General features: G+C 67.7%; 24 protein-coding genes and 1 tRNA gene. 15 read left to right on the top strand and 10 right to left on the bottom strand.

Annotated elements, in window-relative coordinates:
* Positions 1-6: 6 nt before the first annotated feature.
* Both NS1_RS12940 and NS1_RS38980 read right to left on the bottom strand, forming a co-directional pair.
* The gene (locus tag NS1_RS12940) at positions 7-720 is read right to left on the bottom strand and encodes an SDR family NAD(P)-dependent oxidoreductase (RefSeq protein ID WP_062984447.1); all 714 of its coding nucleotides are present in this window, start codon (positions 718-720) and stop codon (positions 7-9) included.
* Positions 717-1,358 (bottom strand): SgcJ/EcaC family oxidoreductase, encoded by a 642-nt coding sequence (locus NS1_RS38980; RefSeq protein ID WP_084503681.1) that lies wholly within the window; start codon positions 1,356-1,358, stop codon positions 717-719. The genes NS1_RS12940 and NS1_RS38980 overlap by 4 nt, the downstream gene beginning before the upstream one ends.
* A gap of 274 nt (positions 1,359-1,632) precedes the next feature.
* On the opposite strand from NS1_RS38980, the gene NS1_RS38975 reads away from it, so the two are divergent.
* Positions 1,633-1,830: an HAD family hydrolase gene (locus NS1_RS38975; RefSeq protein WP_169812770.1), complete on the top strand. Its 198-nt coding sequence runs from the start codon at positions 1,633-1,635 to the stop codon at positions 1,828-1,830.
* 248 nt (positions 1,831-2,078) lie between these two features.
* Here NS1_RS38975 and NS1_RS12925 read toward each other — a convergent pair whose 3' ends face one another.
* Positions 2,079-3,110: an alpha/beta fold hydrolase gene (locus NS1_RS12925; RefSeq protein ID WP_062984443.1), complete on the bottom strand. Its 1,032-nt coding sequence runs from the start codon at positions 3,108-3,110 to the stop codon at positions 2,079-2,081.
* Positions 3,111-3,382: 272 nt separating this feature from the next.
* Between NS1_RS12925 and NS1_RS12920 the strand changes: the two genes are divergently transcribed.
* The 4 genes from NS1_RS12920 (at position 3,383) to NS1_RS12905 (ending at position 5,901) form a co-directional block, all read left to right on the top strand.
* The gene (locus NS1_RS12920) at positions 3,383-4,009 is read left to right on the top strand and encodes an Rv0361 family membrane protein (protein ID WP_062984441.1); all 627 of its coding nucleotides are present in this window, start codon (positions 3,383-3,385) and stop codon (positions 4,007-4,009) included.
* A gap of 115 nt (positions 4,010-4,124) precedes the next feature.
* A tRNA-Cys gene (locus NS1_RS12915) sits at positions 4,125-4,196 on the top strand.
* Between the two features lie 39 nt (positions 4,197-4,235).
* Positions 4,236-4,823 (top strand): MarR family winged helix-turn-helix transcriptional regulator, encoded by a 588-nt coding sequence (locus NS1_RS12910; RefSeq protein ID WP_084503689.1) that lies wholly within the window; start codon positions 4,236-4,238, stop codon positions 4,821-4,823.
* A 25-nt stretch (positions 4,824-4,848) separates the two neighbouring features.
* The gene (locus tag NS1_RS12905; protein WP_062984437.1) at positions 4,849-5,901 is read left to right on the top strand and encodes a hypothetical protein; all 1,053 of its coding nucleotides are present in this window, start codon (positions 4,849-4,851) and stop codon (positions 5,899-5,901) included.
* On the opposite strand, the gene NS1_RS12900 is transcribed toward NS1_RS12905, so the two are convergent.
* Entirely contained in the window at positions 5,898-6,692 is a 795-nt protein-coding gene (locus NS1_RS12900; RefSeq protein ID WP_062984543.1) for an enoyl-CoA hydratase, read from the bottom strand. The two genes, NS1_RS12905 and NS1_RS12900, sit on opposite strands and share 4 nt — an antisense overlap.
* A gap of 84 nt (positions 6,693-6,776) precedes the next feature.
* The gene (locus NS1_RS12895) at positions 6,777-7,847 is read right to left on the bottom strand and encodes an enoyl-CoA hydratase/isomerase family protein (protein ID WP_062984435.1); all 1,071 of its coding nucleotides are present in this window, start codon (positions 7,845-7,847) and stop codon (positions 6,777-6,779) included.
* 96 nt (positions 7,848-7,943) lie between these two features.
* On the opposite strand from NS1_RS12895, the gene NS1_RS12890 reads away from it, so the two are divergent.
* Positions 7,944-8,495, top strand: a complete 552-nt coding sequence (locus NS1_RS12890) for a hypothetical protein (protein WP_063816130.1) — start codon at positions 7,944-7,946, stop codon at positions 8,493-8,495.
* Between the two features lies 1 nt (position 8,496).
* Here the strand turns inward: NS1_RS12890 and NS1_RS12885 are convergent, their stop codons facing one another.
* On the bottom strand, positions 8,497-9,471 hold the full coding sequence (locus tag NS1_RS12885; RefSeq protein ID WP_062984432.1) for a DUF2157 domain-containing protein: 975 nt from the start codon (positions 9,469-9,471) through the stop codon (positions 8,497-8,499).
* 136 nt (positions 9,472-9,607) lie between these two features.
* Here NS1_RS12885 and icmF point away from each other — a divergent pair, with 136 nt between their 5' ends.
* The 3 genes from icmF (at position 9,608) to NS1_RS12870 (ending at position 14,426) form a co-directional block, all read left to right on the top strand.
* A complete protein-coding gene (icmF, locus tag NS1_RS12880; protein WP_255284511.1) occupies positions 9,608-12,817 on the top strand; it encodes a fused isobutyryl-CoA mutase/GTPase IcmF in 3,210 nt (1,069 codons plus the stop codon).
* 81 nt (positions 12,818-12,898) lie between these two features.
* Positions 12,899-13,966 (top strand): amidohydrolase family protein, encoded by a 1,068-nt coding sequence (locus NS1_RS12875; RefSeq protein WP_062984542.1) that lies wholly within the window; start codon positions 12,899-12,901, stop codon positions 13,964-13,966.
* A gap of 52 nt (positions 13,967-14,018) precedes the next feature.
* A complete protein-coding gene (locus NS1_RS12870) occupies positions 14,019-14,426 on the top strand; it encodes a DUF3224 domain-containing protein (protein ID WP_056817953.1) in 408 nt (135 codons plus the stop codon).
* A gap of 51 nt (positions 14,427-14,477) precedes the next feature.
* Here the strand turns inward: NS1_RS12870 and NS1_RS12865 are convergent, their stop codons facing one another.
* Together NS1_RS12865 and NS1_RS12860 are read right to left on the bottom strand one after the other, a co-directional pair.
* Positions 14,478-15,227 (bottom strand): SWIM zinc finger family protein, encoded by a 750-nt coding sequence (locus NS1_RS12865; protein WP_062984428.1) that lies wholly within the window; start codon positions 15,225-15,227, stop codon positions 14,478-14,480.
* Positions 15,227-18,055, bottom strand: a complete 2,829-nt coding sequence (locus tag NS1_RS12860) for a DEAD/DEAH box helicase (RefSeq protein ID WP_174562645.1) — start codon at positions 18,053-18,055, stop codon at positions 15,227-15,229. The genes NS1_RS12865 and NS1_RS12860 overlap by 1 nt, the downstream gene beginning before the upstream one ends.
* 198 nt (positions 18,056-18,253) lie before the next feature.
* Between NS1_RS12860 and NS1_RS12855 the strand changes: the two genes are divergently transcribed.
* Positions 18,254-18,616, top strand: coding sequence for a hypothetical protein (locus NS1_RS12855; protein WP_062984423.1), 363 nt, complete (start codon positions 18,254-18,256; stop codon positions 18,614-18,616).
* A gap of 90 nt (positions 18,617-18,706) precedes the next feature.
* Positions 18,707-19,393 (top strand): HNH endonuclease family protein, encoded by a 687-nt coding sequence (locus NS1_RS12850; protein ID WP_062984421.1) that lies wholly within the window; start codon positions 18,707-18,709, stop codon positions 19,391-19,393.
* A gap of 16 nt (positions 19,394-19,409) precedes the next feature.
* Here the strand turns inward: NS1_RS12850 and NS1_RS12845 are convergent, their stop codons facing one another.
* Entirely contained in the window at positions 19,410-20,216 is an 807-nt protein-coding gene (locus NS1_RS12845) for a sulfurtransferase (protein WP_255284515.1), read from the bottom strand.
* Positions 20,217-20,503: 287 nt separating this feature from the next.
* On the opposite strand from NS1_RS12845, the gene NS1_RS12840 reads away from it, so the two are divergent.
* Entirely contained in the window at positions 20,504-21,706 is a 1,203-nt protein-coding gene (locus tag NS1_RS12840; RefSeq protein ID WP_062984418.1) for a benzoate/H(+) symporter BenE family transporter, read from the top strand.
* Positions 21,707-21,719: 13 nt separating this feature from the next.
* On the opposite strand, the gene NS1_RS12835 is transcribed toward NS1_RS12840, so the two are convergent.
* Positions 21,720-22,214, bottom strand: a complete 495-nt coding sequence (locus NS1_RS12835) for an Lrp/AsnC family transcriptional regulator (protein ID WP_056817966.1) — start codon at positions 22,212-22,214, stop codon at positions 21,720-21,722.
* Between the two features lie 172 nt (positions 22,215-22,386).
* Between NS1_RS12835 and pdhA the strand changes: the two genes are divergently transcribed.
* Genes pdhA through NS1_RS12820 form a run of 3 tightly spaced genes read left to right on the top strand, consistent with a single transcriptional unit; the run spans position 22,387 to position 25,777 of the window.
* Positions 22,387-23,469 (top strand): pyruvate dehydrogenase (acetyl-transferring) E1 component subunit alpha, encoded by a 1,083-nt coding sequence (pdhA, locus tag NS1_RS12830; protein ID WP_062984538.1) that lies wholly within the window; start codon positions 22,387-22,389, stop codon positions 23,467-23,469.
* Positions 23,466-24,440, top strand: a complete 975-nt coding sequence (locus NS1_RS12825; RefSeq protein ID WP_062984416.1) for an alpha-ketoacid dehydrogenase subunit beta — start codon at positions 23,466-23,468, stop codon at positions 24,438-24,440. The genes pdhA and NS1_RS12825 overlap by 4 nt, the downstream gene beginning before the upstream one ends.
* A complete protein-coding gene (locus NS1_RS12820; protein ID WP_062984414.1) occupies positions 24,440-25,777 on the top strand; it encodes a dihydrolipoamide acetyltransferase family protein in 1,338 nt (445 codons plus the stop codon). Before NS1_RS12825 ends, NS1_RS12820 begins: the two co-directional genes overlap by 1 nt.
* Positions 25,778-25,825 lie beyond the last annotated feature (48 nt).

Here is a 25,825-nt window from a genome sequence, read left to right as displayed (position 1 = left end):
TTCCTTTCAGTGCGCGAGCACGGCCAGTGCGGTCTTGCGCGGTAGTAGCCGCAGCGCGGCGGTGAACAGTCGATTGGTCCGGTTGGTGAGGACTACCGGACCGGCCTTGTCGGACAGGGCTTTCCGGGCACGGTCCACGACCTGCTGCGGAGTCTGGACCAGCCAGGGCGGTACATCAGCGCCGGCTCGGGAGGCGGTGACGCCCGGGCACAATGCCAGGACATGCACGCCGCAGGATTTCTGTTCGTGCCACAGTGTTTCGGAGAACGTGGTGACGAAGGCCTTCGAGGCGCTGTAGACGCTCATTCCCGGCTTCGGGGTGTAACCGAGCGTGGAGGAGACGTTCACCAGCGCGCTGCCGGCCACGGCATGGTCGAGGAACGCGTGGGCCAGGACGACGACCGCCCGGCAGTTGAGATCCATTACAGTGAGCGCGGATTCGAGCGAAAGCTCGGCGAAGTCACCGTGCGTGGCGGTTCCCGCATTGTTGACCAGGAGGCTGTAGCCGCCGCTCCGGAGCAGTGCGGCGGTCGCGCGCAGCCCCTCCATGGTCGCGAGGTCCGCGACGAGATAGTCGTGCCCCGCGCCGAGCTCGGACATCAACTGGTCCAGGTCGGCAATTCCGCGGGCCACCGCGGTGACCGAATAGCCTTGCTCGGCAAGCGATATCGCGAAAACCCGGCCGATGCCCGCGCTGGCCCCGGTGATGAGCGCCCTCATCGTTCGGCCGCGGGCTTGGTCGCCGGATCGAACAGGTAGGAGATGCGCTCCATGACTCGCTGCCGCTGGGTGTTGTGGAAGCTGGCGATCCGCCACTTGCCGTCCGGTTCGTGCACCATCGTGTAGGTCTGGGTCTTGGATAGCTCGGCGGGGCGCTCGTCGTCGTAGCGGTCGCCCCGGCTGGTGACGATCGCGACGTCACCGCCGTAGAAGCGCACGTCCAGGTACGAGTCGGCGAGCTCGGTGCCCTTCAGAAATCCATTGAACAGGGCCCGATGCCCCTCGGTGAGATCCTGACGGCCCGCGTAATGGGTGCCGACAAAAGTGGTGTACGTGGCATTTTCAGTGAAGGTCGCGCCGTAGGCGTCGGCATCGTTGCGACCCCACGCGGCGGTCATCTCCGACAGCGTGGCACACACCCCCTGTAAATCGGCAGCGGTGCCCCCGTCGGGTGCGACGCCGGTGCACTCGGCGACGCCAGTGTCGCGCACATCCGAGGTCTGACTCAGCCACACGTATCCGCCGCCGGCTGCGACGCCGAGCGCGAGGGTGGTCGCACCCAGCGCTCGCACGATGGTGCGACGGCGATTCCTGGCGGGAGTGGTGGCCGATTCGGCATCGCCGATAGTCGCGTTCATGGAGGGAACCTCTCTCGTAATATTACCTGCTTGCAAGATCTTAATGCCCATAAGAAGTATCTTCGTTAGAGAAGAGATTATGAGAAGGGTGAGCCCCTGTCAACAGATGAACGCGAAACCGACGCCGACCCCGTTCTTCCGCCGGTACCCGAGTTCCGTTGTGCCGTGTACTCGAGCGAGCGCGAAGGCAGTCGGACTGGACGGGGTCGCGGTCGTCGTCGAGCGGCGAGGTCGAACGCACAGGCCCCGAGTCGAACCCACCCAGAGTGATCCGATGATGCTGCCCCGCCTCATCGCCACCGATCTCGACGGCACCCTCCTACGCGCTGACGGCACAGTCTCCCAGCGCACGCTCGACGCATTGCGGACCGCCATCCGCGCCGGGGTGGAGATAGTTGTCGTCACCGCGCGGGGTTCGCGGCCGAGACCGGCCACCGGGTGTTCTTCGAACCGGGCTACCGGCCGAGGCTGACGCGGGACACCGGGGCCGAGTCGCCTGTGCAAGCTCTCGCCGACGTGTGGACCCTCGATGTCCCCATCGTGAAGCTTCTCGCCTATTCCGCACCGGGTACGCGATGGGCAACGCCCCACGCCAGCGTGCGTGCGGCGGTAGCCAGACATACCGCGTCGAACGAGGAGGACAGGGTCGCGGTCGTCATCGAGCGGCTCTTCGAGAGCATGTAGTCGGGCCCCGGCCGACACTCGGAGTGACGTCGGCGTCTAGCCGACGGCCTCCTTCGGGCGGCGGTAGGCGGCCTCGACCAATCGCGTCAGTTCAGCGTTGAATTCCGGCTGGGCTTCGATGTTACTGAGATGGCCGGTCGGCAAGATTTCCATCCGCACGAAACTGCCTGTCGCGCGCAGCATTTCCGAAATCAGTTCGGAGTGGGCGACCGGGATCACGTCATCGAAGGAACTTGCGACGATCGAGGTGGGCACCACCAGATTTCGCGCCGATTCGCCCAGATCCATGTCGGCTGCCAGCAACCCGAAGCGAGCCCGGACCAGCGCCGGACAGGACCGGACGATGTTCATGCCGAAGTCGAGCAGGTCCCCCTTGGCGGCGGTGCTCATGATCTGCCGGGCGAACAGCCATTCCACCGGGGCGATCGGAGGGAAGACGATCGGGAAGCCGATGCCGACGCGGCCCACCAGGAACGGCAGCGGCACTTTGAGTTTCAGCAGCCGGGACGGCCGGTTGAACAGCGGAACCACGGTGGTCTCGAAGATCAGATGCGCGGCCGCGGTATTGGCGAGCAGCACCGAATGCGCCCGTGCCGCAACCTGTTCCGGGTAGCGACCGGCCCAGGCTTGCAGAGTCATACCACCCATGCTGTGGCCGACCAGGACCGCGCGTTGCCCGGCGTCGAGGGTCGCGTCGAGCACATCGGCGAGATCGTCGGCGAGCAAGTCCATGCTGAGCTTGCTCGAGCCGAACTCGCTGGCGCCGTGACCACGCTGGTCATAGGCGATAACGCGGTACTCACCGGCGAACGCGTTGATCTGGGCATTCCAGTATTCGATAGCGCAGGTCCAGCCGTGCACCAACACGATGGCAGGCGCGTCCTCGGGGCCGTAGGAGTGCACGCGCAGCCGAGTTCCGTCCCTGGTGGTCACGGGGACGACCCGGCGGGCGACGGTAGGCGGATTGAACGCGGCGGTCGCGTAGGAACGGGACCGCAAGTTCGCGCGGTGAGCGTCGAACAGAGCACTGGATATGCCCGTCCACGCCGTCGCCAGCAAGGCAAGCATCAGACAACTCCTTTGTTGTTACTGATCGAGACAGTAGGGCCAAGAAGGTGCCCGCTTGCCGGTACTGACAGTGATAGGTACGGACCACAGTGAATGCGGCGAATAGCCGTGATCGGTCCAGCGCCGACATCAGCGACATCCCGGATCGGCCGAATTTGTCCGGACCGGATCGGCGGGTTACGGTACGCCGAAAGCTTGGTGTACCCGCTCGATCTCGCACGGTTCCATACGTTGTGGGGGCCAACGCCCCCGATGACATCAGGAGCGTTGCCATGACGAATCCGCCCGAGGGACAGCAACCTCCCTTCGGTCAGCAGCCGCCGGTCGAGCCGGGGATGCCATCCGGGCCGCCGGGGTATCCGCACGCGGGGTTCGGCGCGGGTGGGCCGCCGGGGCCCGAATATCCGGATGGCCCCGACGTTTTCATCCCGCCGCCCGCGCCGAAGAAGAAGCGGACCGGGTTGTTCATCGTGCTCGGTGTCGTCGCGCTGGTGGTGATCGGCGCGCTGGTGACAGGCGTGGTGCTCACATTGCAGGGTCGTACGCCGCTGTCGTCGGACGAGAAGCAGATCGATGTCGCGGTGCGCGACTTCTACGACACGCTCGACTCCGACGGTTTCGTCGCCGCCGCGCAGCTGGCCTGCCAGGCCGATCGCACGGAGATCGACAATCTCACCACCGAGCAGCGCGCGCAGTTCGAGCGGGCGACGGTGCAGGTGACGATCGATGACGTCAAAGACATCGTCATCACCGGTGACGATGCGAAGGCGACGGTGACCGGCCAGCTGACACTGTCGGTGGAGGGCGAGGAGCCCGATACCGAGTCCAGCACCGAGGAGCACCTCACCAAGGAAGACGGCACCTGGAAGATCTGCTCGGCACCGGCCAACAAGCACTGATCGAACGCCGCCTCGGCGACCCCGCGCATCCTCGGCATCGACACCGGGACCATTGAGATCACGCTGATCCCAACCCTGGTCGTGCACACGGGCGCACGGCACTATCAATGGCGAGGCGGGCGTGGCTGAGTGGTTTAGGCAACGGTCTGCAAAGCCGTTAACGCGGGTTCAATTCCCGCCGCTCGCTCTGTGGGGAAAGCGGCTGGGTCGTGGAATGATCGGATTCATGTCACGGCCCAGACCGCTCTCCCATGACCCCATCGCCGAGGCGTACCGGCAGTGGGTGGCCCACGGCTGGGAATCGGTCGCCGACGGGATGGCCCTGGTGACCTCGCTGGTCCGAGCGCAGCAGATCGTGATGGCACGCGTCGACGAGGCCCTCAAACCGTCCGGCCTGACGTTCTCCCGCTACGAACTCCTGCAACTGCTCAGTTTCAGCCGCACCGGCGCTCTGCCGATGGCCAAGGCGAGTGCGCGTCTGCAGGTGCACCCGACGAGCGTGACCAATACCGTCGATCGACTCGAAGCCGCCGGGCTGGTGATTCGTGTCCCGCACCCCAGCGATCGACGGGCAACTCTCATCGAAATCACCGATGCGGGAAGGAAATCCGTGTCCGAGGCCACGGCGGCACTCAACTCCGAAGTGTTCGCCGAACCCGGTCTGCCCGCCGATCAGGGTCGCGATCTGATACGACTGCTGGCACAATTCCGACACGCCGCGGGCGATTTCGATATCGACGACCCGGAAAACCTCGCATTTCACGCGACCTGGCAACCGACGGGTGAATCTTCGGCCGACCCCCTTGGCAGCTAGCGCGAAAAGGTCCACGATGTAGCCCATGGTGCTGATCCTCGGGGTATCGGCGGGCGCGGGTGGAGCCCGTGCCTTGCTGACCCATTCCGATCAGCCCCACATGCCGCCCATCGACCGGATCCACGTACCGCGCCGGGCAGGGGGCTCGGTGGAGGAATCGGTACTCACCGCGATCCACCGTATGCGCGCGGCGGCGGCAGAACGCGACGAGTACATCTCCGGCACAGCTGTCACCTGCCGCAGCGAGCTACAGGCCGACGCGATCAGAGCGGCCGCGGGCCAGGCCGACTTCGCGATCGTCGACGAACCGCTCGCCCAGCTGCGCTACCTGCGTTTCACCGGCCTGCTGCCCGCCGCCGACTCGGTCCTGCTCTACGACCTCGGCAGTTCCGGTCTGACCATCACCCACGCCGATTGCCGCACCGAAACGATCATCGCGGGCAAACGCAGCACCCTCCTCAGCGGCAACGGCTACGACGCGCTGTTGCGCTGGCAACTCGCGCGCAGCGGCATCTCGGCCGACGCGCATGCCAGCCGCGAACACCGAGAATCGTTGAGCCGCACCAGGGTTGTCACCGCCGCCGATGCCGACACCGGCGGCCGCGCGGTACTGACCCGCAGCGACCTCGCCGCGTTATGCGAAGCGGGACTGCATCATTCGGCCTCGTTCGTGCGCCTGCTGATCGAGGAGACAGGGGTGCAGCCGGGAGCGCTGGCACTGCTGGGTGGCTGCACCCGCAACCCGAGTCTGCGGGCGGATCTGGGCCGGCTGATCGGTCTGCCGACCGTGTACGACCCTGAGCCGGAATATGTTTCGGCTCGGGGCGCGGTGCTGCTGTGCGCCCGCCGTCCCTCGGCGCGGTTACGCATGCCACGACGAGGTGCGGGCGTCATCGGCGTCGCGCCGCGCGCGAGCCACCGAAAACTTCTCGCCGCGGTCGCGGTGACGGCCACCCTCGGTGGCACCGTCGTCGGCCTGCTCAGCAACGAAAACACCTCGGCGCGGTCCCCTGAGGAGGGCACCGCGCCGACTACCGCGCACTTCATCGACGGTGCGCCGCGCTGGAAACCGAACTAGCGGTTGCTGAAGTTCGGCGGTCGCTTCTCGACGAAGGCGGCCATGCCTTCCTTCTGATCCTCGGTCGCGAACAGCGAATGGAACACCCGGCGTTCGAACAGCAGCCCCTCGGCGAGGGTGGTCTCGAACGAGCGGTTCACCGCCTCCTTGGCGATCATCGCGACCGGCAGCGACATCGACGCGATGGTCTGCGCGGCCTCGAGCGCGGTGTCGAGCAATTCGTCGGCGGGCACGACCCGCGACACGAGCCCGGAACGCTCGGCTTCCTCGGCGCCGATCATCCTGCCGGTCAGGATCAGATCCATCGCCTTGGCCTTGCCGATCGCGCGGGTGAGACGCTGCGAGCCGCCGATACCGGGGATGACGCCGAGCGTGATCTCGGGCTGACCGAACTTGGCGCTGTCGGCGGCGATCAGGATGTCGCACAGCATCGCCAGCTCACAACCGCCACCGAGCGCGTAGCCCGAGACGGCGGCGATGGTGGGCTTGCGGAAGTTGGCCAGCCGGTCCCAGCGGGCGAAGTAGTCGGCCAGGAACATGTCCATGTACGACTTGGGCGCCATCTCCTTGATGTCGGCGCCCGCGGCGAAGGCTTTCGCCGAGCCGGTGATCACGACGGCGCCGATGGAATCGTCGCCGTCGAGTTCGTCGAGCGCGGCGATGACGTCGTCGAGTACCTGGGCATTGAGGGCATTGAGCGCCTTGGGCCGGTTCAGGGTGATCCAGCCGACCCCGCCCTTCCCGTCGGCGCCGCCCTTGCGCTCCAGCAGAATCGTCTCGAATTCGGTCACGGCCACCCTCTTGTCAGTCAACGGTCACGGATCACGCTGACGATACCGAGCCAGGTCGCCCACCGGTGCAGGGTGCCGCTCCGATCAGGCCCGCAGTCCCAGTTCGCGCTCGCCGAGCGCGGCGAAGTAGGCGTCGACCTGGGCATCGGTGACGTCGGCGAGAGTGGCGGGCGACCAGTGCGGCGTGCGGTCCTTGTCGATCACCTGCGCGCGGATGCCCTCGACCAGATCGTGGGTGCTCAGCGCGGCCACGGTGATCCGCAGTTCGGCATTCAGCGCCCCGGCCAGTGTCAGGTCGCGGGCATCGCGCAGCGCGCGCAGGGTCGCTTTCAGCGCGATCGGGGATTTCGACAGCAGGTCATCGGCGGCCTTGGTCGCTTCGGGCGAATCTGCCGCACGCAGCGCCTCGACGATCTGTTCGACGGTGTCGGCGGCGTAGCAGGTATCGATCCAGTCGCGCTGGGCGTCCAGCTCTGACTCCGGTGCGGGCGTGGCGAATCGGGCGATCGCCTCGTCGGCCGGGGTGGTGCGCAACGCGTCGAGCAGGGCGGGCAGGTCTTCGGAGGCGACGAACGTATCGGCGAAACCGGCCACGATCGCGTCGCCCGCGCCCATCCGCGCGGTGGTGAGCGCCACGTGGGTGCCCAGCTCGCCGGGAGTGTGCGAGAGCAGATAGGTGCCGCCGACGTCGGGCACGAAGCCGATGCCCACTTCGGGCATGCCGATCTGCGAGCGCTCGGTGACGATGCGGTGGCTACCGTGCGCCGACAAGCCCACTCCGCCACCCATCACGATGCCGTCCATCACCGCCACGTACGGCTTCGGGTAGCTGCCGATCAGGTCGTTGAGCAGGTATTCGTCACGCCAGAACGCCGCCGACGCGGTGTCGATCGGCGCCGGTACGTCCGCGCCGCCGTCGTTGATCGCTTTCGCGTCGCGATGGATGGCCACGATGTCGCCGCCCGCGCACAGGCCGCGCTCGCCCGCGCCGACGACCGCGACGGTCCGGATCGCCGGATCGGTAGCCCATGCCCGCAGCTTCTCGGTGATGGCCAAGCTCATCGAGTGGTTGAGCGCGTTGATCGCGCGCGGCCGGTTCAGCGTGATCAGACCGAGCCCGCCACGTACCTCGAACAGCACTTCCGCTTCACTCATGCCCGTCACGATAAAGTCGGATATCGGAGGATCCGAAACTGTGGCGCGCCGTCTGTGACGCATTCCACCGCGTCCGATTTGCGGCACAATCAGAGCATGGGCAGCGACCACTTCGTGCGGATCACCCGCCTGCGCGCACTGATCGACCACGAGAACACCGGCGCGGGCGAGCGCGCCACCGCGGAACGCATGCTCGAGCGTTTGCTTCGAAAATCCGTGGGCCACAATGGTTCCGGCGCCGCCCCTGACCGCGTCTACGGTTCGCGCCACCACCGTGCGGGCAGGCACGCGAGCACCGCGTCGATCGTCGAATTCGTCCGCGAGGACATCGCCTTCGCCCGCACTTTCGTCGCCGCGGGCGCCCCCGGCGAGGTCACGGTCCACAGTCCCCTCGCCGCGGCCCCCGCCGAGCTCACCGTGGCCGTCACGACCCCGTTCGCCGACCAGATCGTCGTCACGATCACCGATATCCCGCCCTCATGGGGCTGGGAACCCGACGAATTCGACCGCATCACCGCCACCGACGACCTGCGCCGACTCGCCGACGAACTCGCCGAGATCATCGACAGCTACAACCACGACGGCGCGGACGTGGGCCCGCGCTTCTTCCGCACGATCCGCGCCCAGGAAACCACCCTGATCCTCTGATTCACCCCGGTCGCAGTGGCCCTTGCCGAGTGAGCAGGACGACCAGGCCGACCATGAGTACGAGCGCGCCGATCGCCAGCACCATGCTCGCCACGACCGGACCTCCGGTGGTGTAGTCGGCCACCACCTGTACCACCGCGATCGCGGTCCCCGCGGCCCCGCCGAGCACCAGCACGGCGTCGCGCCGAATCGCGTACAGCACGAAGCAGACCACCCCGATCAGCGCGGTCGAGCCGGGCCGCCACAGCGATTCGCCCGAGGTCAGCGTCTGCGCCCCGATCACCGCGATCACCCCGCCGAGTAGGTATCCGGCCCCTTCGGCCACCAGCAGGCGAGCCCATGCGAGGCCGAACCACAACGCGCCGAACATCATCAGCGCGATCCCCTGCCACGGCGAGCGGAAATCGAACAGCTCCGAGGTCACGCTCAGGATGCTCGCGACACCGAAGCAGGCCACGGCGACCATGCCGAGCACGCTCGGCACCAGCAGATACCCCAGTATCGCGACAAGCAGTCCCGCGACCGAGGCCGCGATCGCCGTCTCGTCGCCGTGGTGGTGGTCGAACGCCGTCGCCACCGCGCCGGTCATCGCCACCGCCGCGAGCACGAGCAGCACTGCGGCCAACCTGACCCGCACCGCCGAGGCGATCGGCACCCGCCGGTACACCCCCACGCATCCACCGGCCAACGCCACCGCTCCCCACATCCCGCACCCGGCCACCACCACCAGTAGCACCACCCGCCCCGAATGCGCCACCTGCGCCCACGCCTTGTCGATGAACAACCCCAGACCCGCGGCCACCAGCCCGGCCCCTACATAGGCCACGATCTCGGCGGCCACCCATCCCCCACTCGTGCGCCCGGTCCGATCCTGCTCGTCGACCGCCCGCAACACCGCTGTCCGCTGCTCCCCACTGATCACCCCGGCGGCTACCAATCGTTCCAACGCCACATCCATCCGATGCTCGCGAACCATCCGTCGAGTATGTCGACCTGCGGCGACGATTCCGCAGGAAGCTGGGCGGGGCGTTTCGCGGCGGAGTGACGCGGTTCACATTAGAATTACTTTGATGTCCTAGTATCGGGCGCTCTACTACATGGCGGAGGCAGTCATGGACCTGCATGTTCCTGTGAATCCGGTGCGGTTCGTGACCTCGGCGGCCCTATTCGACGGACACGACGCGGCGATCAACATCATGCGGCGGATTCTGCAGGCCCAGGGCGCCGAGGTGATCCATCTCGGCCACAACCGGTCGGTGCGCGAGATCGTCGACGCGGTGATCGAGGAGGACGTGCAGGGCGTCGCGGTCAGCTCCTATCAGGGCGGGCACATCGAGTTCTTCGAATACCTGGCGCAGGCACTCCGCGAGGCGGGCGCGGACGATGTGCGCATCTTCGGCGGGGGCGGCGGGGTGATCGTCGCCGAGGAGATCGAGCGGCTCGCGGCGAGCGGCGTGCGGATCTTCTCCCCCGAGGACGGCCAGCGCCTCGGCCTGCCCGGCATGATCAACGAACTGATCCGGCTCTGCGATGTCGACCCCGCGCGCACCGCACCCGACCTCGCCGCGCTCTACACCGGCGATCGAAACGCGCTGGCGCGCACCATCACCTGCTTGCAGCAGGGCGCACTGTCCGATGCCGACCGAGCCGCGATCGTGGCGGCGGCCGCCACACGGCGCGTCCCCGTGCTGGGCATCACCGGCACCGGGGGTTCCGGAAAGTCTTCCCTCACCGATGAATTGGTGCGCAGACTCCGCACCGACCAGCAGGACAAACTGCGCATCGCCGTCCTGGCGGTTGACCCGACCCGCAGACGAGCGGGCGGCGCCCTGCTCGGTGACCGCATCCGGATGAACGCCCTCGACGGCGATCACGTGTACTTCCGTTCGCTGGCCACCCGCGGCAATCACGAACTGCCCGACGATATCGACACCATGATCGCCGCCTGCCGGGCCGCCGGTCACGACCTGGTCATTCTCGAGACCCCCGGCATCGGCCAGGGCGACGCGGGCATCGTCGACCACGTCGATGTGGCGCTGTATGTGATGACGCCGGAGTTCGGCGCCGCCTCCCAGCTCGAGAAGATCGACATGCTCGATTACGCCGATGTCGTCGCGATCAACAAGTACGAACGCCGTGGCGCGGCCGACGCGGTCCGCGATGTGGCGCGCCAATTGATCCGCAACCGTGCGGAATTCGGCGCGAGTCCCGCGGACATGCCCGTTTTCGGTACCAGCGCCGCGACTTTCGACGACGACGGCGTCACCGCGCTGTACCAGCACCTCACCGGTCTGCTCACCGAACACGGCCTGACGCTCGAACCCGGCGTGCTGCCCCGCGTCGACACCTCGGTCTCCACGCGCTTCGCCCAGCTCGTCCCCCCGTCGCGGGTCCGGTATCTGGCCGACATCGCCGACACGGTCCGGGGCTACCACGCCGATACTCGGCGCGAAGTCGCGGCGGCCCAGCGGATTCAACGGCTGGCGCTGGTCCACGACGAACTCCCCGACGACGCGGCGGTCGCCGATCTGCTCACCCGGGCCCGTCCCGCGCTCTCCCCGAGTTCGACCGAAGCCCTGGCCGCATGGCCGACGGTCGCCGAAAGCTATCGCGGTGACGAACAGGTGGTCCGCATCCGCGACCGCGAACTACGCACACCCCTGCGTCGCGAGTCACTCTCCGGCACCAGCATTCCCCGCGTCGCGCTGCCGCGCTTCACCGACGACGGCGAACTCCTGCGCTTCCTGCGCGCCGAGAACCTGCCCGGCCGATTCCCTTTCACCGCAGGCGTTTTCCCTTTCAAGCGCGAGAACGAGGATCCCGCTCGAATGTTCGCGGGCGAGGGCGATCCCGCCCGCACCAATCGTCGCTTCAAGGTCCTCAGCGCCCACGCCGAAGCCACCCGCCTGTCCACCGCGTTCGACTCGGTGACCCTCTACGGCCACGATCCGGCCCCGCGCCCCGATATCTACGGCAAGGTGGGCACCTCGGGTGTCTCGGTGGCCACCGTCGAGGACATGCGCACCCTGTTCGACGGTTTCGACCTCGGCGCCCCCACCACCTCGGTCTCGATGACCATCAACGGTCCCGCCCCGACCATCCTCGCCTTCTTCCTCAACACCGCCATCGACCAAGCCCTGCACCGCTTCTCCGACGCCGAGGGCCGCGAGCCGACGTCCGGCGAAGCCGCCGAGATCCGGGCACGCACGCTGTCGACCGTGCGTGGCACCGTGCAGGCCGACATCCTCAAAGAGGATCAGGGCCAGAACACCTGCCTGTTCTCCACCGAATTCAGTCTGCGCATGATGGCCGATGTGCAGGAATGGTTCGTGCGCAACGACGTCCGAAATTTCTATTCGGTCTCGATCTCGGGGTATCACATCGCCGAGGCGGGCGCGAACCCCATCAGCCAACTCGCCTTCACCCTCGCCAACGGATTCACCTATGTGGAGACCTATCTCGCGCGCGGGCTGGCGATCGACGACTTCGCCCCGAATCTGTCGTTCTTCTTCTCCAATGGCATGGACCCCGAGTACACGGTGATCGGCCGGGTCGCCCGGCGGATCTGGGCTATCGCGATGCGCGACCGGTACGGCGCGGGCGAGCGCGCTCAGAAACTCAAGTACCACGTGCAGACTTCGGGTCGTTCGCTCCACGCACAGGAAATGCAGTTCAACGACATTCGCACCACCCTGCAGGCACTGATCGCGGTCTACGACAATTGCAACAGCCTGCACACCAATGCTTTCGACGAGGCGGTGACCACCCCGACCGAGGATTCGGTGCGCCGCGCGCTGGCGATTCAGCTCATCATCGCCAAGGAATGGGGACTGGCCGTCAACGAGAATCCGCTCCAGGGCAGTTTCATCGTCGACGAACTCACCGATCTCGTCGAGGAGGCGGTGCTGCTCGAATTCGAGCGGATCAGCGAACGCGGCGGAGTGCTCGGCGCCATGGAGACCGGCTACCAGCGCGGTCGCATCCAGGACGAGTCCATGCGCTACGAACAGCGCAAACATGACGGATCGTTGCCGATCGTCGGGGTGAACACCTTCCGCGGCCGCGACGACGACACCGAGCACGCACCGATGGAGTTGGCCCGCGGCACCGAGACCGAACGCCGCTCCCAACTGGACCGGCTGCACAGTTTCCAAGCCGATCACGCCGAACAAGCCCATCTCGCGCTGGCCCGGCTGACCGAAGTCGCGCACACCGACGGCAATATTTTCGATGTGCTCATGGACGCGGCGCGGGTGTGCACATTGCAGCAGGTCACCGATGCCTTCTTCGCGGTGGGAGGACAGTATCGGCGCACGGTGTGAGCAGCGTAATCCGTCGCTGCGCGCCGCTGACGTGTGACAATCGCCGAGAGCAATGCCAGCGGCGGCGACGGGACGCACAGCATGGATCTGACCGACTTCGACATCATCGATGCCCATATTCACCAGTGGGATCCACATGCCACGCCACGCGAGTTCAGCAAGCTGGCGAAACTGATGCGCTATCTGCCCGTGCCGGTCGATATCGCCGCAAAGCTGGCCCCGCGTGGTGACCGCGAATTCGTCGGCGACCCCAGCGCCTACCTGCAGCCTTATCTGCCGGCCGACTACCGCGCCGATCGGGGAAATACGCCGGTCGAGTCGGTCGTGGAAATCGAGGTGCAATGGACGGGCTGGAAGCCCGACGAGACGCGCTGGGTGGCGAGCCTGCCCTTCGGTGTCGACACACCCGCCTTGGCCACGATCATCGGCTCGGCCGACCCCGCCGCCGCGGACTTCGGCGCGGTGCTGGATGCGCATCAATCCGCGTCGCCGCTGTTCCGGGGCATCCGGACGATGGTCGCCCATCACCCTGATCCCGCCGTGAAGTCGTTCGCCGCGCACGACGGCGCGCTCACCGCCCCCGCCTTCCTGAACGGCTTCGGGCAGCTCGCCGAGCGAGGGCTCTCGTTCGACGCGTGGGTGTATTCGGGGCAGCTCCCCGAGGTGACGGCACTGGCCGAACGGTTTCCCGAGGTACCGATCGTGCTCGATCACCTGGGGACCCCGGCGGGCATCTTCGGACCGGTCGGCAAGAACACCGGACACACCGCCGCGCAGCGGGAGGCCGTGTTCGATCGGTGGCGTGAAGACCTCACCGATCTGGCCGCGCAGCCGAACGTGGTGGCCAAGGTGAGCGGGCTGATGATGCCGGTGCTCGGCCATCCGGTGCCGCGACGCGGCACGCCGACGCCCGTGCCGACGCTGCTCGGCCGGGTGCGGCCGCTACTGGCGCACGCACTGTCCGTCTTCGGCGCCGACCGGCTGATCTGGGGGTCCAACTTTCCCGTGGACAAGCCGATCACCAGCCTCGGTGGAGCAGCCGAGACCGTGGCCACCGGCCTGAGCGACGCGGGTGCGAGCACCGACGACCTGCGGAAGGTGTTCGGCGGCAATGCCATCCGGTTCTATCGGATCGAGCCGGCCGGGTGAATCGCCGCGCACGTCGCTCGTTTCTGTCGGTGCGCGGGTTTAGCATCGGCGCATGAAAGCCATCGGCACCTTCGAGGTCACCGCGTTCGATCCCACCGAGCTGACGCCGCAGCCCCCCATCGTCACCGGGATGCCGGTCGGCATCTCGACCATGACGAAGTCCTACGCGGGCGAGATCGAAGGACTCTCGGCCACGCTGTTCACCGCCGCCTTCGACATGGACACCGGCGCGGGCACCTACCTCGCGATGGAGTCGTTCGAGGGTGCGCTGAACGGAAAGGCCGGTGCGTTCAACTTCGTCCACTCCGCCACCACCGCGGGTACCGACCGCACTGACGAGTTCTTCCACATCGTCCCCAGCAGCGGCACCGGGGAATTGACCGGCATCGCCGGGACCGGCGCGTTGTATGTGGATGCCGAAGGCGGACACCACATCTGGTTCGAGTACGAGCTGGGCTGAACCGCTCCGGTTCGAACGGCGGGGCAGTTCCGCTGCCCCGCCCAGCTCAATTCAAGTGTCGAATTCGGTGTAGAGCGAGCGCAATTCGCGTAGTCCCGTTGCCGCGGTCGGCTCGTCCTCGGTGGACATCCGAAGCGCGCGACGCAGCGGGATCGCGTCGAGGTCTTCGATCACGGCGTGGAATTCGACGCGGGGCAGCTCGGGCAGGACCAGTTCGTCGCCGTAGGGGTCATCGGAATCGGCGGTGCTCGCCGACCTCTCGACGCCGCCGATGAGGGTGTCCAGGTCGAGTCCGCGCAGGGTGAGGATCTCGCTCGGCTGTTCGTCGAGACGCTCGGCGAGCAGGTAGCAGACCGCGGCGACGTGCTTGCACGGCCAGCCCATATCCGGGCAGCTACAGGTGAAGTCCAGCTCCGAGGCGGTGGTCGGCAGCAGGTGCGGACCGAGCGCGGGTGGGAGCGCGCCCGAGGCGATCTCGGCGAGCATGCCGGGCGCCTCCCTGATCTCGGCGAGCAGTAGGTCGACCTCGTCTTCGCGCAGTGGCCGGATCGACAGCACCGAGGTGAAGGGGCTGGGTTGGCTGCCCTGGACCTCGGCGGTCACCGCACCGCGTTCGATCCGGTAGTTCACCACCTGTCCGACCCTGGCGTAGGTGCGTCCGCGCGAGAGCCTGCCCGCGTCGGCCACTTTCTCCACCGCGTCGAGCAGCGATTTGCCCCACCAGGTCCGCCCGAAACCGCCGCGAGCCTGGGCTCCACCGCGGACCGGTTTGCGCGGACCGAACTGGCTGAAGTCGGCCATCAGTCGCCCACTGCCTCGGCGCCGAGAGTGAACAGCTCGCGCAGTTCCTCGGTGCTCATCTCGGTGATCCAGTTCTCCCCCGCGCCGACGGCCAGATCGGCCAATTGCTTCTTACCGTTGATCATTTCGTCGATCCGCTCCTCGATGGTGTCGACACACACCAGCTTGCGGACCTGCACCGCACGCTGCTGGCCGATCCGGAACGCGCGGTCGGTGGCCTGGTTCTCGACTGCCGGATTCCACCAACGATCCAGGTGGATCACGTGATTGGCGGCGGTGAGATTGAGGCCGGTGCCGCCCGCCTTGAGCGAGAGCAACATCAGCGGCGGGCCGTTGTCGCCTTGGAAACCGGTCACCATGTCGTCGCGGCGCTGTTTGGCCACACCGCCGTGCAGGAACGGGATCGGGGTGCCGAATCGTTCGGTGAGATACGGCAGGATCAGATCGCCGAATTCGCGGAACTGGGTGAAGAGCAGGGCTTTCTCGCCATCGGCGAGTACCGCGTCGAGCACGTCCTCGACCAGCGCCAGCTTGCCCGAGCGGTGCCCGCCGCGACGCAGGATCGGCGACCCGTCGCCCAGATAGTGCGCGGGGTGGTTGCAGACCTGCTTGAGCCTGGTCAGCGCGCCGAGCACAGCGCCCTTGCGCGCCATGCCTTTCGCGTCTTTGAGCTTGTCCAGCATGTCGTCGACAACGGCCTGGTAGAGCGCGGCCTGCTCGACGGTGAGGTTGGCCCGCACCGTCATTTCCAGCTTCTCCGGCAGGTCGCTGATCACCGTCGGATCGGTTTTGAGCCTGCGCAGCACGAACGGATCGGTGATCAAGCGCAGTCTGTCGATGGCTTGCTGATCACGCTCGCGTTCGATCGGCACCGCGAACTTGGCGCGAAACGATTGCGGGCTGCCGAGCAGTTTCGGCATGGCGAAGTCGAACAGGGCGCGCAGTTCTTCCAGGCGGTTCTCCACCGGAGTTCCGGTGAGCGCCAGCCGATGTCGGGCTTTCAGCGCCCTGGCCGCGCGCGCCTGCCTGGTCACCGCGTTCTTGATGTGCTGCGCTTCGTCGAGCACGATCCGCTCCCACTGCTGTTCGCTCAGCAAGGTGACGTCGCGGGCGAGCAGTGCGTAGGTGGTGATCACCAGGTCCGAATCTGCCACCGCCGCAGCGAATTCCGAACCGGTGAGCCGCCCGGGGCCGTGGTGCACGAGCATGCGCAGGTCGGGCGCGAACCGTTGGGTTTCGCGCTGCCAGTTGCCGACCACCGACATCGGACACACCAGCAGTGTCGGCCCGACCACCGACTCGCCCATCGGCGTCGGTCGCACGCCTGCCAGGCCGGCCTCGCGCTCATGGACCAGCAGCGCGAGGACCTGCACGGTCTTGCCCAAACCCATGTCGTCGGCGAGGATCGCGCCGCAGTTCAGTCGACTCATGGTGGCCAACCAGCTCAGCCCTCGCTCCTGGTACGGACGCAGCTGAGCCTTCAGGCCGACCGGCACCGGAACCGGCTCGGGTTCGCTTTCCCTGGCGAACAATTCGGCCGCCCACCCGTCGGCGGTGACCTCGGTGACGGGGACATTGTCGACCCGTTCGGCGGCCAGTTCACCGATCATGTCGGCCAGGGTGATCGGGCTGTCGTCGGCGTGCTGCGCGACATAGCGGGCGGCGGCGGCCAGGGCTCGGTGGTCGGCCTGCACCCACTCGCCGCGCAACTGGACCAGGTCGGACTTACTGCTGATCAGCCGGTGCATCTCGGCCGGGGTGAGCACCAGATCGCCGAGCGCCAATTCCCAGCGGTAGGACAGCAGTCCGCTGAGTCCGACAGTGGATTCGGCGGCGGCGGGGCTGCTCACCCGCAACCGCATACTCGGTTCGGCGATGTTCCAGGCGCGCGGCAGGAGTAGTCGAATTCCGGCTTCCTGCAGGGCATGCGCGCCGTGCGCCACCAGGTCGGCGACCACCTCGGTGGGGAGCAGCAGGTCGAGGCCGCGCGGATCGGTGGGCAGGTCACGCAGGCGCGGGTAGGCCTTGCGCGCCTGGCCGAGTTTCTCCGCCGCTGTTCGCACGAGCACCGGATCATCGTCGAAGACAATGGGTTTGGGCGCGTCGTCGACCGGGCGCAGGCATACCTGTAGCCGCCACAGCGCCACCGATTCGTCGGCGGTACCGAATTCGCCGTCGGGTTCGCACAGGCGCAGCACGAGTTCCGGCTCGTCGGCGGCATAGCCTTCGCGCCACTGCGTCAGCGTTTCGGACAGTCGGTAGGAGCCGACTTCCAGCGGAGTGTCGGCGATCAACGCGGCCAGCAGCGGGTGGGTCATCGTGCGGTGCGTGAGATATTCGCGGGCGATCGGGTCGGTGAGATGCGTGCACAGATCATCGAGCACGGCGGCGGGCGGACCGGCGACCCGCAGCGCCGGTGGCATCGCGGCGGCCAGCTCGGCCAGCCACGCCCGTTGACGTTGTCCGCCGACCAGCCGCCAGCGCACCCACCACTGACCGTCGGCCCGCTCGATCTGGGGCACCACCCGTCCGGCCCGCACCCACCGTTCGATGCCGCGCGCGACGTGCGCGAGGAACCGTAGATCGCCCGAGATGTTCTCGCGCGGGAGTCGGCTGCGCAGCACGACGGCCGCCGTCGGTGGCGCGAGCGCGTGCGCGCGAACCTCGGCGGTGCCCGACTGCCCCTCGGCATCGACGACGAACACCTCGGCGCGGTGCCGGAACCTGGCGCGGTCCAAGATGTCGCCGAGCACCGACCCCACGGTGACCGGCTCCGCGTCGTGCCACAGCAGTAGGCCCGATTCGGGGGACCACAGACCGTGCAGCATGGGCACCATCCAAGCAGGCGGCACCGACACCGATCACAGCCGCCATACCTCTGGATTTCTCGCCGCAACGAGCGGATAATTAACTAACCCCTGGTCAGGGCCGGAACACCCACCGGCGACAACTCCATACTCACCCAGGCGAGCCGGACTCGATCCGGTTCGGCCGATGACCCCTTGTAATTCGTGCGGAGGGCAGCGATGACGATTCTGCTCCAGGTTCTCGAGCAGAGCTACACACCCAACACCCCTTGGGAACGGCGCAAATTCACCTTCATCGACACCACGAAAATCCTCGGAATGCGCCTGGACGGCCAAGCCGGTGTCTGGCTCGATCTGTCGCGGCCCGGCGAATCCCAGCGCCTGGCCCACACCATCGACCCCCGGGAATCCATCACCTTCCTGCTCACCGTCTTCGCCAAGATCGCCGAGTGCGAAGAGCGTGGCGGTTCCTGGCTGGTCGGCCACGACGGCGCCCATGTCTCCTCGATCGCAGCGACGCGCTTCCCGCCGATCGCCAATGGCCTCGCCGCCGACGACCTGCTGGCCCGAGCCTGGTTATAGGTCGGTCCCTCTCCGCGAAATACGGCCTTGTCCGCCCAGAACTGACCCATCAGCGGTAATTGTCGGTGCCACCGACTACAACCTGCGGGTATGGGGAAAGCGGCGGGGTTGCTCGTGCTGGTGCTCGCGATAGCCGGGTGCGGGGTGATCGGGCCGACTGAGCCGGTCACTCCCGCTCCCGGCAGCCCGACGCGCGCCGAGGTCACCGCCCTGCTCGACACGGTGCGGGTCATCGCCTCGCGTCCTCGACCGGGCGGCTACGAACGTGGTTGCAAGGCGGGCCAGGCCTGTGTCTTCGGCCCAGCCTGGACCGATGATTCCGATGCCCCCGGCAGCCACGACGGCTGCGACACCCGCAACAACGTCCTGGCCCTCCAGTTGCGCCAGGTCGTCCATCGCGGCCGCTGCGTGGTCGTGGAAGGCATCCTCACCGACCCTTACACCGGTACCGACATCGCCTTCAGCAAGTCCGACGGCGGGCGCATCCAGATCGACCACGTCTACCCGCTGGCCGCCGCATGGGACATGGGCGCGGCGGCCTGGACCCCCGACAAGCGCCGCCGCTTCGCCAACGATCTCGCGATCAACCTCCTGGCCACCGGAGCATCGACCAACCAGTCCAAAGGCGACGACACTCCGTCCGGATGGCTCCCGCCCGCGCGGCCCAACCACTGCTTCTACGCGGCGAAGTACCTCACCGTCGCGGTCGACTACGACCTACCGATCACCGCCGCCGACAATGCCGCTCTCCACGACATCGCCCGGAGCTGTCCGTGAGGGTCGGCACCAGCCCTCACGCTCCGGTGGCCACGGCCCGCTTCGGATCGTTGGACCACTGCGAGTACGAGCCCGGGTAGAGCACGGCGTCGATGCCCGCGACGGCGAGGGCGGCGATCTGGTGGGCGGCGGTGACGCCGGATCCGCAATACACCGCGACCGGACCTTCGCCGAATCCCGCGAAGCGAGCACGCAGGTCGTCGGCGCCGCGGAAATGTCCTGTGCCATCCAGATTCTCGGTGGTCGGCGCGCTCACCGCGCCAGGGATATGTCCCGGTCGCGGATCGACCGGCTCGACCTCGCCGCGATAGCGCTCGCCGGCTCGCGCATCGAGCAGTACACCCGGCCACTTCGCGGCGGCGTCGGCGTCGATCACCGGCAGCCCGCCGGGACGAACCACCAGGTCACCGCCGACCGGGTCCGTTTCGGCGCCGGTCGCGAGTTCTCCACCGGCCGCGATCCAGGCGGGCAGCCCGCCGTCGAGGATGCGCACGTTGTCCACACCCGCCCATCGGAGCAGCCACCATGCCCTCGCGGCCGCCGTCGCGCCGGTCGCGTCATAGACCACCACCGGCTTGCCCTCGCTCAATCCCCAACTGCGCGCACACTTCTCGAAGGTGGCGGGCTCGGGCAGCGGATGCCTGCCGCGGGCAGGCGACGGCGCCGCGGCCAGTTCGGTCTCCAGGTCGACGAATACAGCGCCCGGAATATGCCCGTCGAGATAGTGCTGCGGCCCATTCGGATCACCCAGTGCCCACCGCACATCGAGTAGATGAATCGCTTTGTCCGCCAGCTCTTCCCGAAGCTCCGCCGACGAAATCAACACCGCGTCCAATCCCACTCCTTACCGAGGCCCCCACCTGCGAAACAGTGCCCGCCACCTTACGCACCGTGCCGCCCGACGACACGGGACTTGTCCCTTCCCACCCTCTCTCCGCGCCATCGGTCACGTCGGGCAACGCTGCCGGGGCGGACACCGGGCACCCCTCACGACCCGAGGCCCGCTGAGGCCGGTGGAGGGAACTGGACCGACGAGCGTGCTGATGAATCAGTCCACTTTCGCGGGACTGGTAGGCGACGAGGGCGGATTCATCGGGCAATATCGGCACAATGTCGCAGGTCTCCACCACTTCCCCTGATATCGCCGACGAACCGGCGGGAATCGCGCAGCCTCTCGGCGCGGGCGCGATCACGGCACTGGTCGGGTTCACCAGTTCGTTCGCGGTGGTGCTGAGTGGTTTGCGCGCGGTGGGGGCCAGTCCGGCGCAGGCGGCGTCGGGGTTGCTGGTGTTGTGCTTCACGCAGGGCATCGGCATCCTGCTGCTGAGTTCGCGGTACCGGATCCCGATCACCCTGGCCTGGTCCACACCCGGCGCCGCGCTGCTCGCGAGCACGGGACTTGTCGCGGGCGGCTGGCCAGGCGCTGTCGCGGCCTTCGCGGTGACCGGCGTGTTGATCGTGATCACCGGGCTGTGGCAGCGGCTCGGGTCGCTGGTCGCCGCGATTCCGGTGCCGATCGCCCAGGCGATGCTGGCCGGTGTCCTCGTCCCGCTGTGTTTGGCGCCGGTGCAGGCGCTGCGCACCTCGCCCGCCGTGGTCGTCCCGGTCATCGTGGTGTGGCTGGTCCTGCAACGGTTCGCGCCCACATGGGCCGTGCTCGTCGCCTTCGCGACGGCGGCCGTCGGCACCGGCATCGACATCGTCGTGAACAACCGGCACCTGGAGCTGTCCGCCATGGTTCCGACGGTGCAATGGACTGTCCCCCAATGGCATTGGCAGGCGATCATCGGCATCGCCGTCCCGCTCTACATCGTCACCATGGCTTCACAGAACATCCCCGGCGTCGCGGTGATGCGCTCGTTCGATTTCGAGGTGCCGTGGCGGCCCGCCATGCTCGTCACCGGTATCGGCACCATCCTCGGCGCCGCGGCGGGTGGCCACGCGATCAATCTCGCCGCCATCAGCGCCGCGCTGGCCGCCGCCCCCAGCGCCGGCCCGGACCCGAAACGCCGGTGGATCGCCGCGGCCACCGCGGGCGCCGCCTATCTCGTCCTCGGGCTCGCTTCCGCCGCCCTGGTCACCCTCATCGCCGCCGCCCCCGCGGGCACCATCGAAACCGTCGCGGGTCTGGCCCTGCTCGCCACCCTCGCCGCTGCCCTGACCGGCGCCCTCAGCGATCCCACCCATCGCATGGCGGCCCTGGTCACCTTCCTCGTCGCAGCCTCCGGCACCACCCTGTTCGGCATCGGCGGCGCCTTCTGGGCCCTCGTGGCCGGCCTCGTCGTCCGCCGCTTCCTGCCCACCGGCACCTGACGGTTCGTGCAGTTCAGTTCGGGTCGGCCAGTCGGTCGAGCAGGGGACCGGTTCGGGGGCCGACGAGTTCGCGCATGACCAGAGCCATGTTGGTGCGCTCCACGCCCGGGATCTTCAGTATTCGGCCCGCGATGCGGTAGAGGTCGTCGGCGTCGCGGGCGACAATGCGGACGGTGAGGTCGGTGGCGCCGGTCATGCCACAGACCTCGGTGACCTCGGGGACGTCGGCCAGGTCGTCCACCACGGGGTCGAGTCGGTGCTGGTCGACCACGACCGCGACAAACGCTGCCAGTGGGTAGCCGAGGGCGCGTGGTTCCACTCGGCGTTCGAAGCTGCCGAGCACCCCACCGCTGTCCCATCGGGCCAGACGGGCCTGCACGGTGTTGCGCGACAGGCCGAGGCGCGCCGCGAGCTCCACCCCGGTGGCCCGCGGGTTGGCGACCAGTTCGCGCAGTAGCCGCGCGTCGGTGGCGTCGAGTGTCACGGCATCGGGTTCGCCACTGGTCATACAACGCAGTATGACAGCGCGGGAATCCCACAGACCATGCATTCTGCTCATTTGTGCGCGTATCGCTTGCGCATACCGCGTTATGGGGGATGCTGAAGTGATACACATCGCACTCAGCGGCGTGGCGTACTTGCATCGGCTCACAAGGCAGGGTGACGAGGAGGCGATCACGATGTCGCAGAAGCAGACCTACCCGGTCCAGCTGGTGCAGCCCGACGGCCGTCGGGTGTTCGACAAGGCGCACGCCGCGCTGGTGGCCGATATCGATGCGGCGCGATTGCGGCAGCTGTATCGGGACATGGTCGTCACCCGCCGGATCGACGTCGAAGCGACCGCACTGCAACGCCAGGGGCAGCTCGGATTATGGCCGCCGCTGCTGGGCCAGGAGGCCGCGCAGGTCGGCTCGGCGCACGCTTTGCACCCCGACGACTACGTCTTCTGTTCCTACCGCGAGAGCGCCGTCGCCTACTGCCGTGGCGTGCCGCCCGAGCAACTCACCGCCCTGTGGCGGGGCGCCTCCCACCACTGCTGGGACCCCGCCGAGTTCAACATCACCAACGCCAACATCGTCGTCGGCTCCCAGGGCCTGCACGCCACCGGTTACGCCTACGCCGCCCACCTCGACGGCGCCGACATCGCGACCATCGCCTACTTCGGGGACGGCGCGACCAGCACCGGCGATATCGCCGAGGCGCTGGGATTCGCCGCGGCGTGGAGCGCGCCGGTGGTGTTCTTCTGTCAGAACAACCATTGGGCGATCAGCGAACCCGTCACCGTTCAGAGCAACGTCGCGCTGGTGCGCCGGGCCGACGGCTACGGCATCCCGGGCGTGCAGGTGGACGGCAACGACGTGCTCGCCGTCCTCGCCGTCACCCGGCAGGCCGTCGAACGTGCCCGCACCGGCGGCGGCCCCACCTTCATCGAGGCGATGACCTACCGCATGGGCCCGCACACCACCGCCGACGACCCCACCCGCTACCGGACCGCCGCCGACACCGAGTACTGGGCCCAGCGCGACCCCATCGACCGGGTTCGGCTGCTCCTCGAGCGGGAAGGCCACCTCTCCCCCGAGCTCGCCCAGCAGGTCACCGACGAGGCCGACGATGTCGCCCGCCGCCTGCGCGCCGCGACGATCGAGATGCCCGACCCCGATCCCGAGCGGATGTTCGACAACGTCTACGCGACCGAGCACCCGCTGATGACCGAAGAGCGCCAACAGCTCTCGGCCTACCTCGCCGAAGGAGCGCAGTCATGATCACCACCTTCGCCGCCGCCCTCAACACCGGCCTGCGCAACGCGATGGAAGACGACGCCAAGATCGTCTTGCTCGGCGAGGACATCGGTCGACTCGGTGGTGTGTTCCGCGTGACCGACACCCTGCAGAAGGATTTCGGCGACAACCGCGTCATCGACACGCCGCTGGCCGAATCCGGCATCGTCGGAACGGCTTTCGGGATGGCCTTGCGTGGATACCGGCCCGTGGTGGAGATCCAGTTCGACGGTTTCGTCTACCCGGCCTTCGACCAGATCGTTTCCCAGGTGGCCAAGATCCACAACCGTACCGGCGGAAAGATCAAGGCCCCGTTGACGATCCGCATTCCCTTCGGCGGCGGCATCGGCGCGGTCGAACACCATTCGGAGTCGCCCGAGGTGTATTTCGCGCACACCGCGGGCCTTCGCGTTGTATCACCGAGTACGCCCGCAGACGCGTATTCGATGATTCGCCAGGCCATCTCACTGGACGACCCGGTGGTTTTCTTCGAACCCAAACGTCGCTATTGGGACAAGGCCGACGTAGATTTCGAAGGCGAACCGGATCTGCCCCTGCACAAGGCCAGGGTCTGTACCCGCGGCGCCGATGCCACCGTCGTCGCCTACGGCGGCACCGTCGCCACCGCACTCACCGCGGCGAAGATCGCTGCCGAGGAAGGACATTCGCTCGAGGTGATCGACCTGCGCAGCCTCTCGCCGATCGACGTCGACACGATCGCCGAGTCGGTGGTCAAGACCGGCAGGCTCGTCATCGTGCACGAGGCGCCCGTGTTCGCCGGGCTGGGCGCCGAGATCGCCGCCCGCGTCACCGAACGCTGCTTCTATCACCTCGAGGCGCCGGTGTTGCGCGTCGGTGGCTACGACATCCCCTACCCCCCGGCTAAGCTCGAAAAGCACCACCTGCCCGACCCCGACCGCATTCTGGCGGCGGTCGACCGCTGCCTGACCGCGTGATGAAAGGTGCCCTCGTGCCGGAACCAGCCGCCACCGACGACGGTCATGTTCTCGAGTTCCGCCTCCCCGACCTGGGCGAAGGACTGGCCGACGGCGACCTGGTCTCCTGGGCCGTCGCGGTCGGCGACACGGTGGAACTGAACCAGACCATCGCCGAGGTGGAGACCGCGAAGGCGGTGGTGGCGCTGCCGTCGCCGTTCTCCGGGGTCGTGGTCGAACTGCTGGCCGAGCCCGGCGACACCGTGCCCGTCGGCGCGCCGCTGATCCGGGTGCGCAACGACCTGGAGGTGACGGCGCCGCCGACCGCCGAGCCCCGCACGGACGTGCTGGTCGGCTACGGCCCCGAGGCCGAATCGACCTCGCGGAGAAGGAAAGCCACGCCGTCGATGGCGGCGAGCACGCCGAGCACCCATCGCGCCGCGGCTACCCCCGCGGCCCGCAAGCTGGCCAAGGAACTCGGCATCGACCTGTGGTTCGTCGCGGGTTCGGGGCCGGAGGGCGCGGTCACGGTCGACGACGTGCGCTCGGCCGTGCCGGTCACACAGCCGCGCACCCCCGCCCGCCTCGGTGACATCGCGCCGACACGGCCGTCGAACGGCCACGTCACCGATGCCGACGGGCTCATCGAGCCGACCGCCCGCGAAGAACGCACTCCCATCACGGGTATCCGCAAACGCACCGCTGCCGCGATGCAGGCCAGTTCGCGCACGATTCCGCAGGCCAGCACATTCGTCACCGTCGACTGCACCGCCTCGATGGAACTGCTCGACCACCTGCGCACGACCAAGTCCTTCGAAAACCTCACCCTCACGCCCCTGGCCCTGGTCGCCAAGGCCACCTTGGCGGCGATCGCGGAGTACCCGGGGATCAATACCGCGTGGGACGAGCAGAACCAGGAAATCGTCACCAAGCACTATGTGAATCTGGGGATCGCGGTCGCCTCGGATCGCGGCCTGATGGTGCCCAATCTCAAGGAAGCGCAAGCGCTGAGCCTGCGCGAACTGTGCCGCGAGATCACCTGGGCGGCCGACACCGCACGCTCCGGCAACGCCACCCCCAGCGACCTGCGCGGGGGTACCTTCACCCTCACCAATGTCGGGGTCTTCGGCGTCGACAGCGGCGTCCCCCTGGTGAATCCGGGTGAAGCCGCGATCCTGTGCATCGGCGCGATCCGCAAGCGCGCCTGGGTTTTCCGCGACGAGCTGGCTGTCCGCTGGGTCACCACCCTCGGCCTCAGCTTCGACCACCGCATGGTCGACGGCGAACTCGGCGCCCGCTTCCTCGCCACCACGGCGGGCTTCCTGGAGGACCCGCTGACCCTGCTCAGCCGCATCTGAGAGCTCCGAAAATCGCCGTATAGTGCGGGGCGGTGCGCGTCCGACCGG

This window comes from Nocardia salmonicida NBRC 13393 (assembly GCF_001613085.1).
Lineage (GTDB): Bacteria > Actinomycetota > Actinomycetes > Mycobacteriales > Mycobacteriaceae > Nocardia > Nocardia salmonicida.
This window is presented reverse-complemented; position numbering and strand designations above follow the sequence as displayed.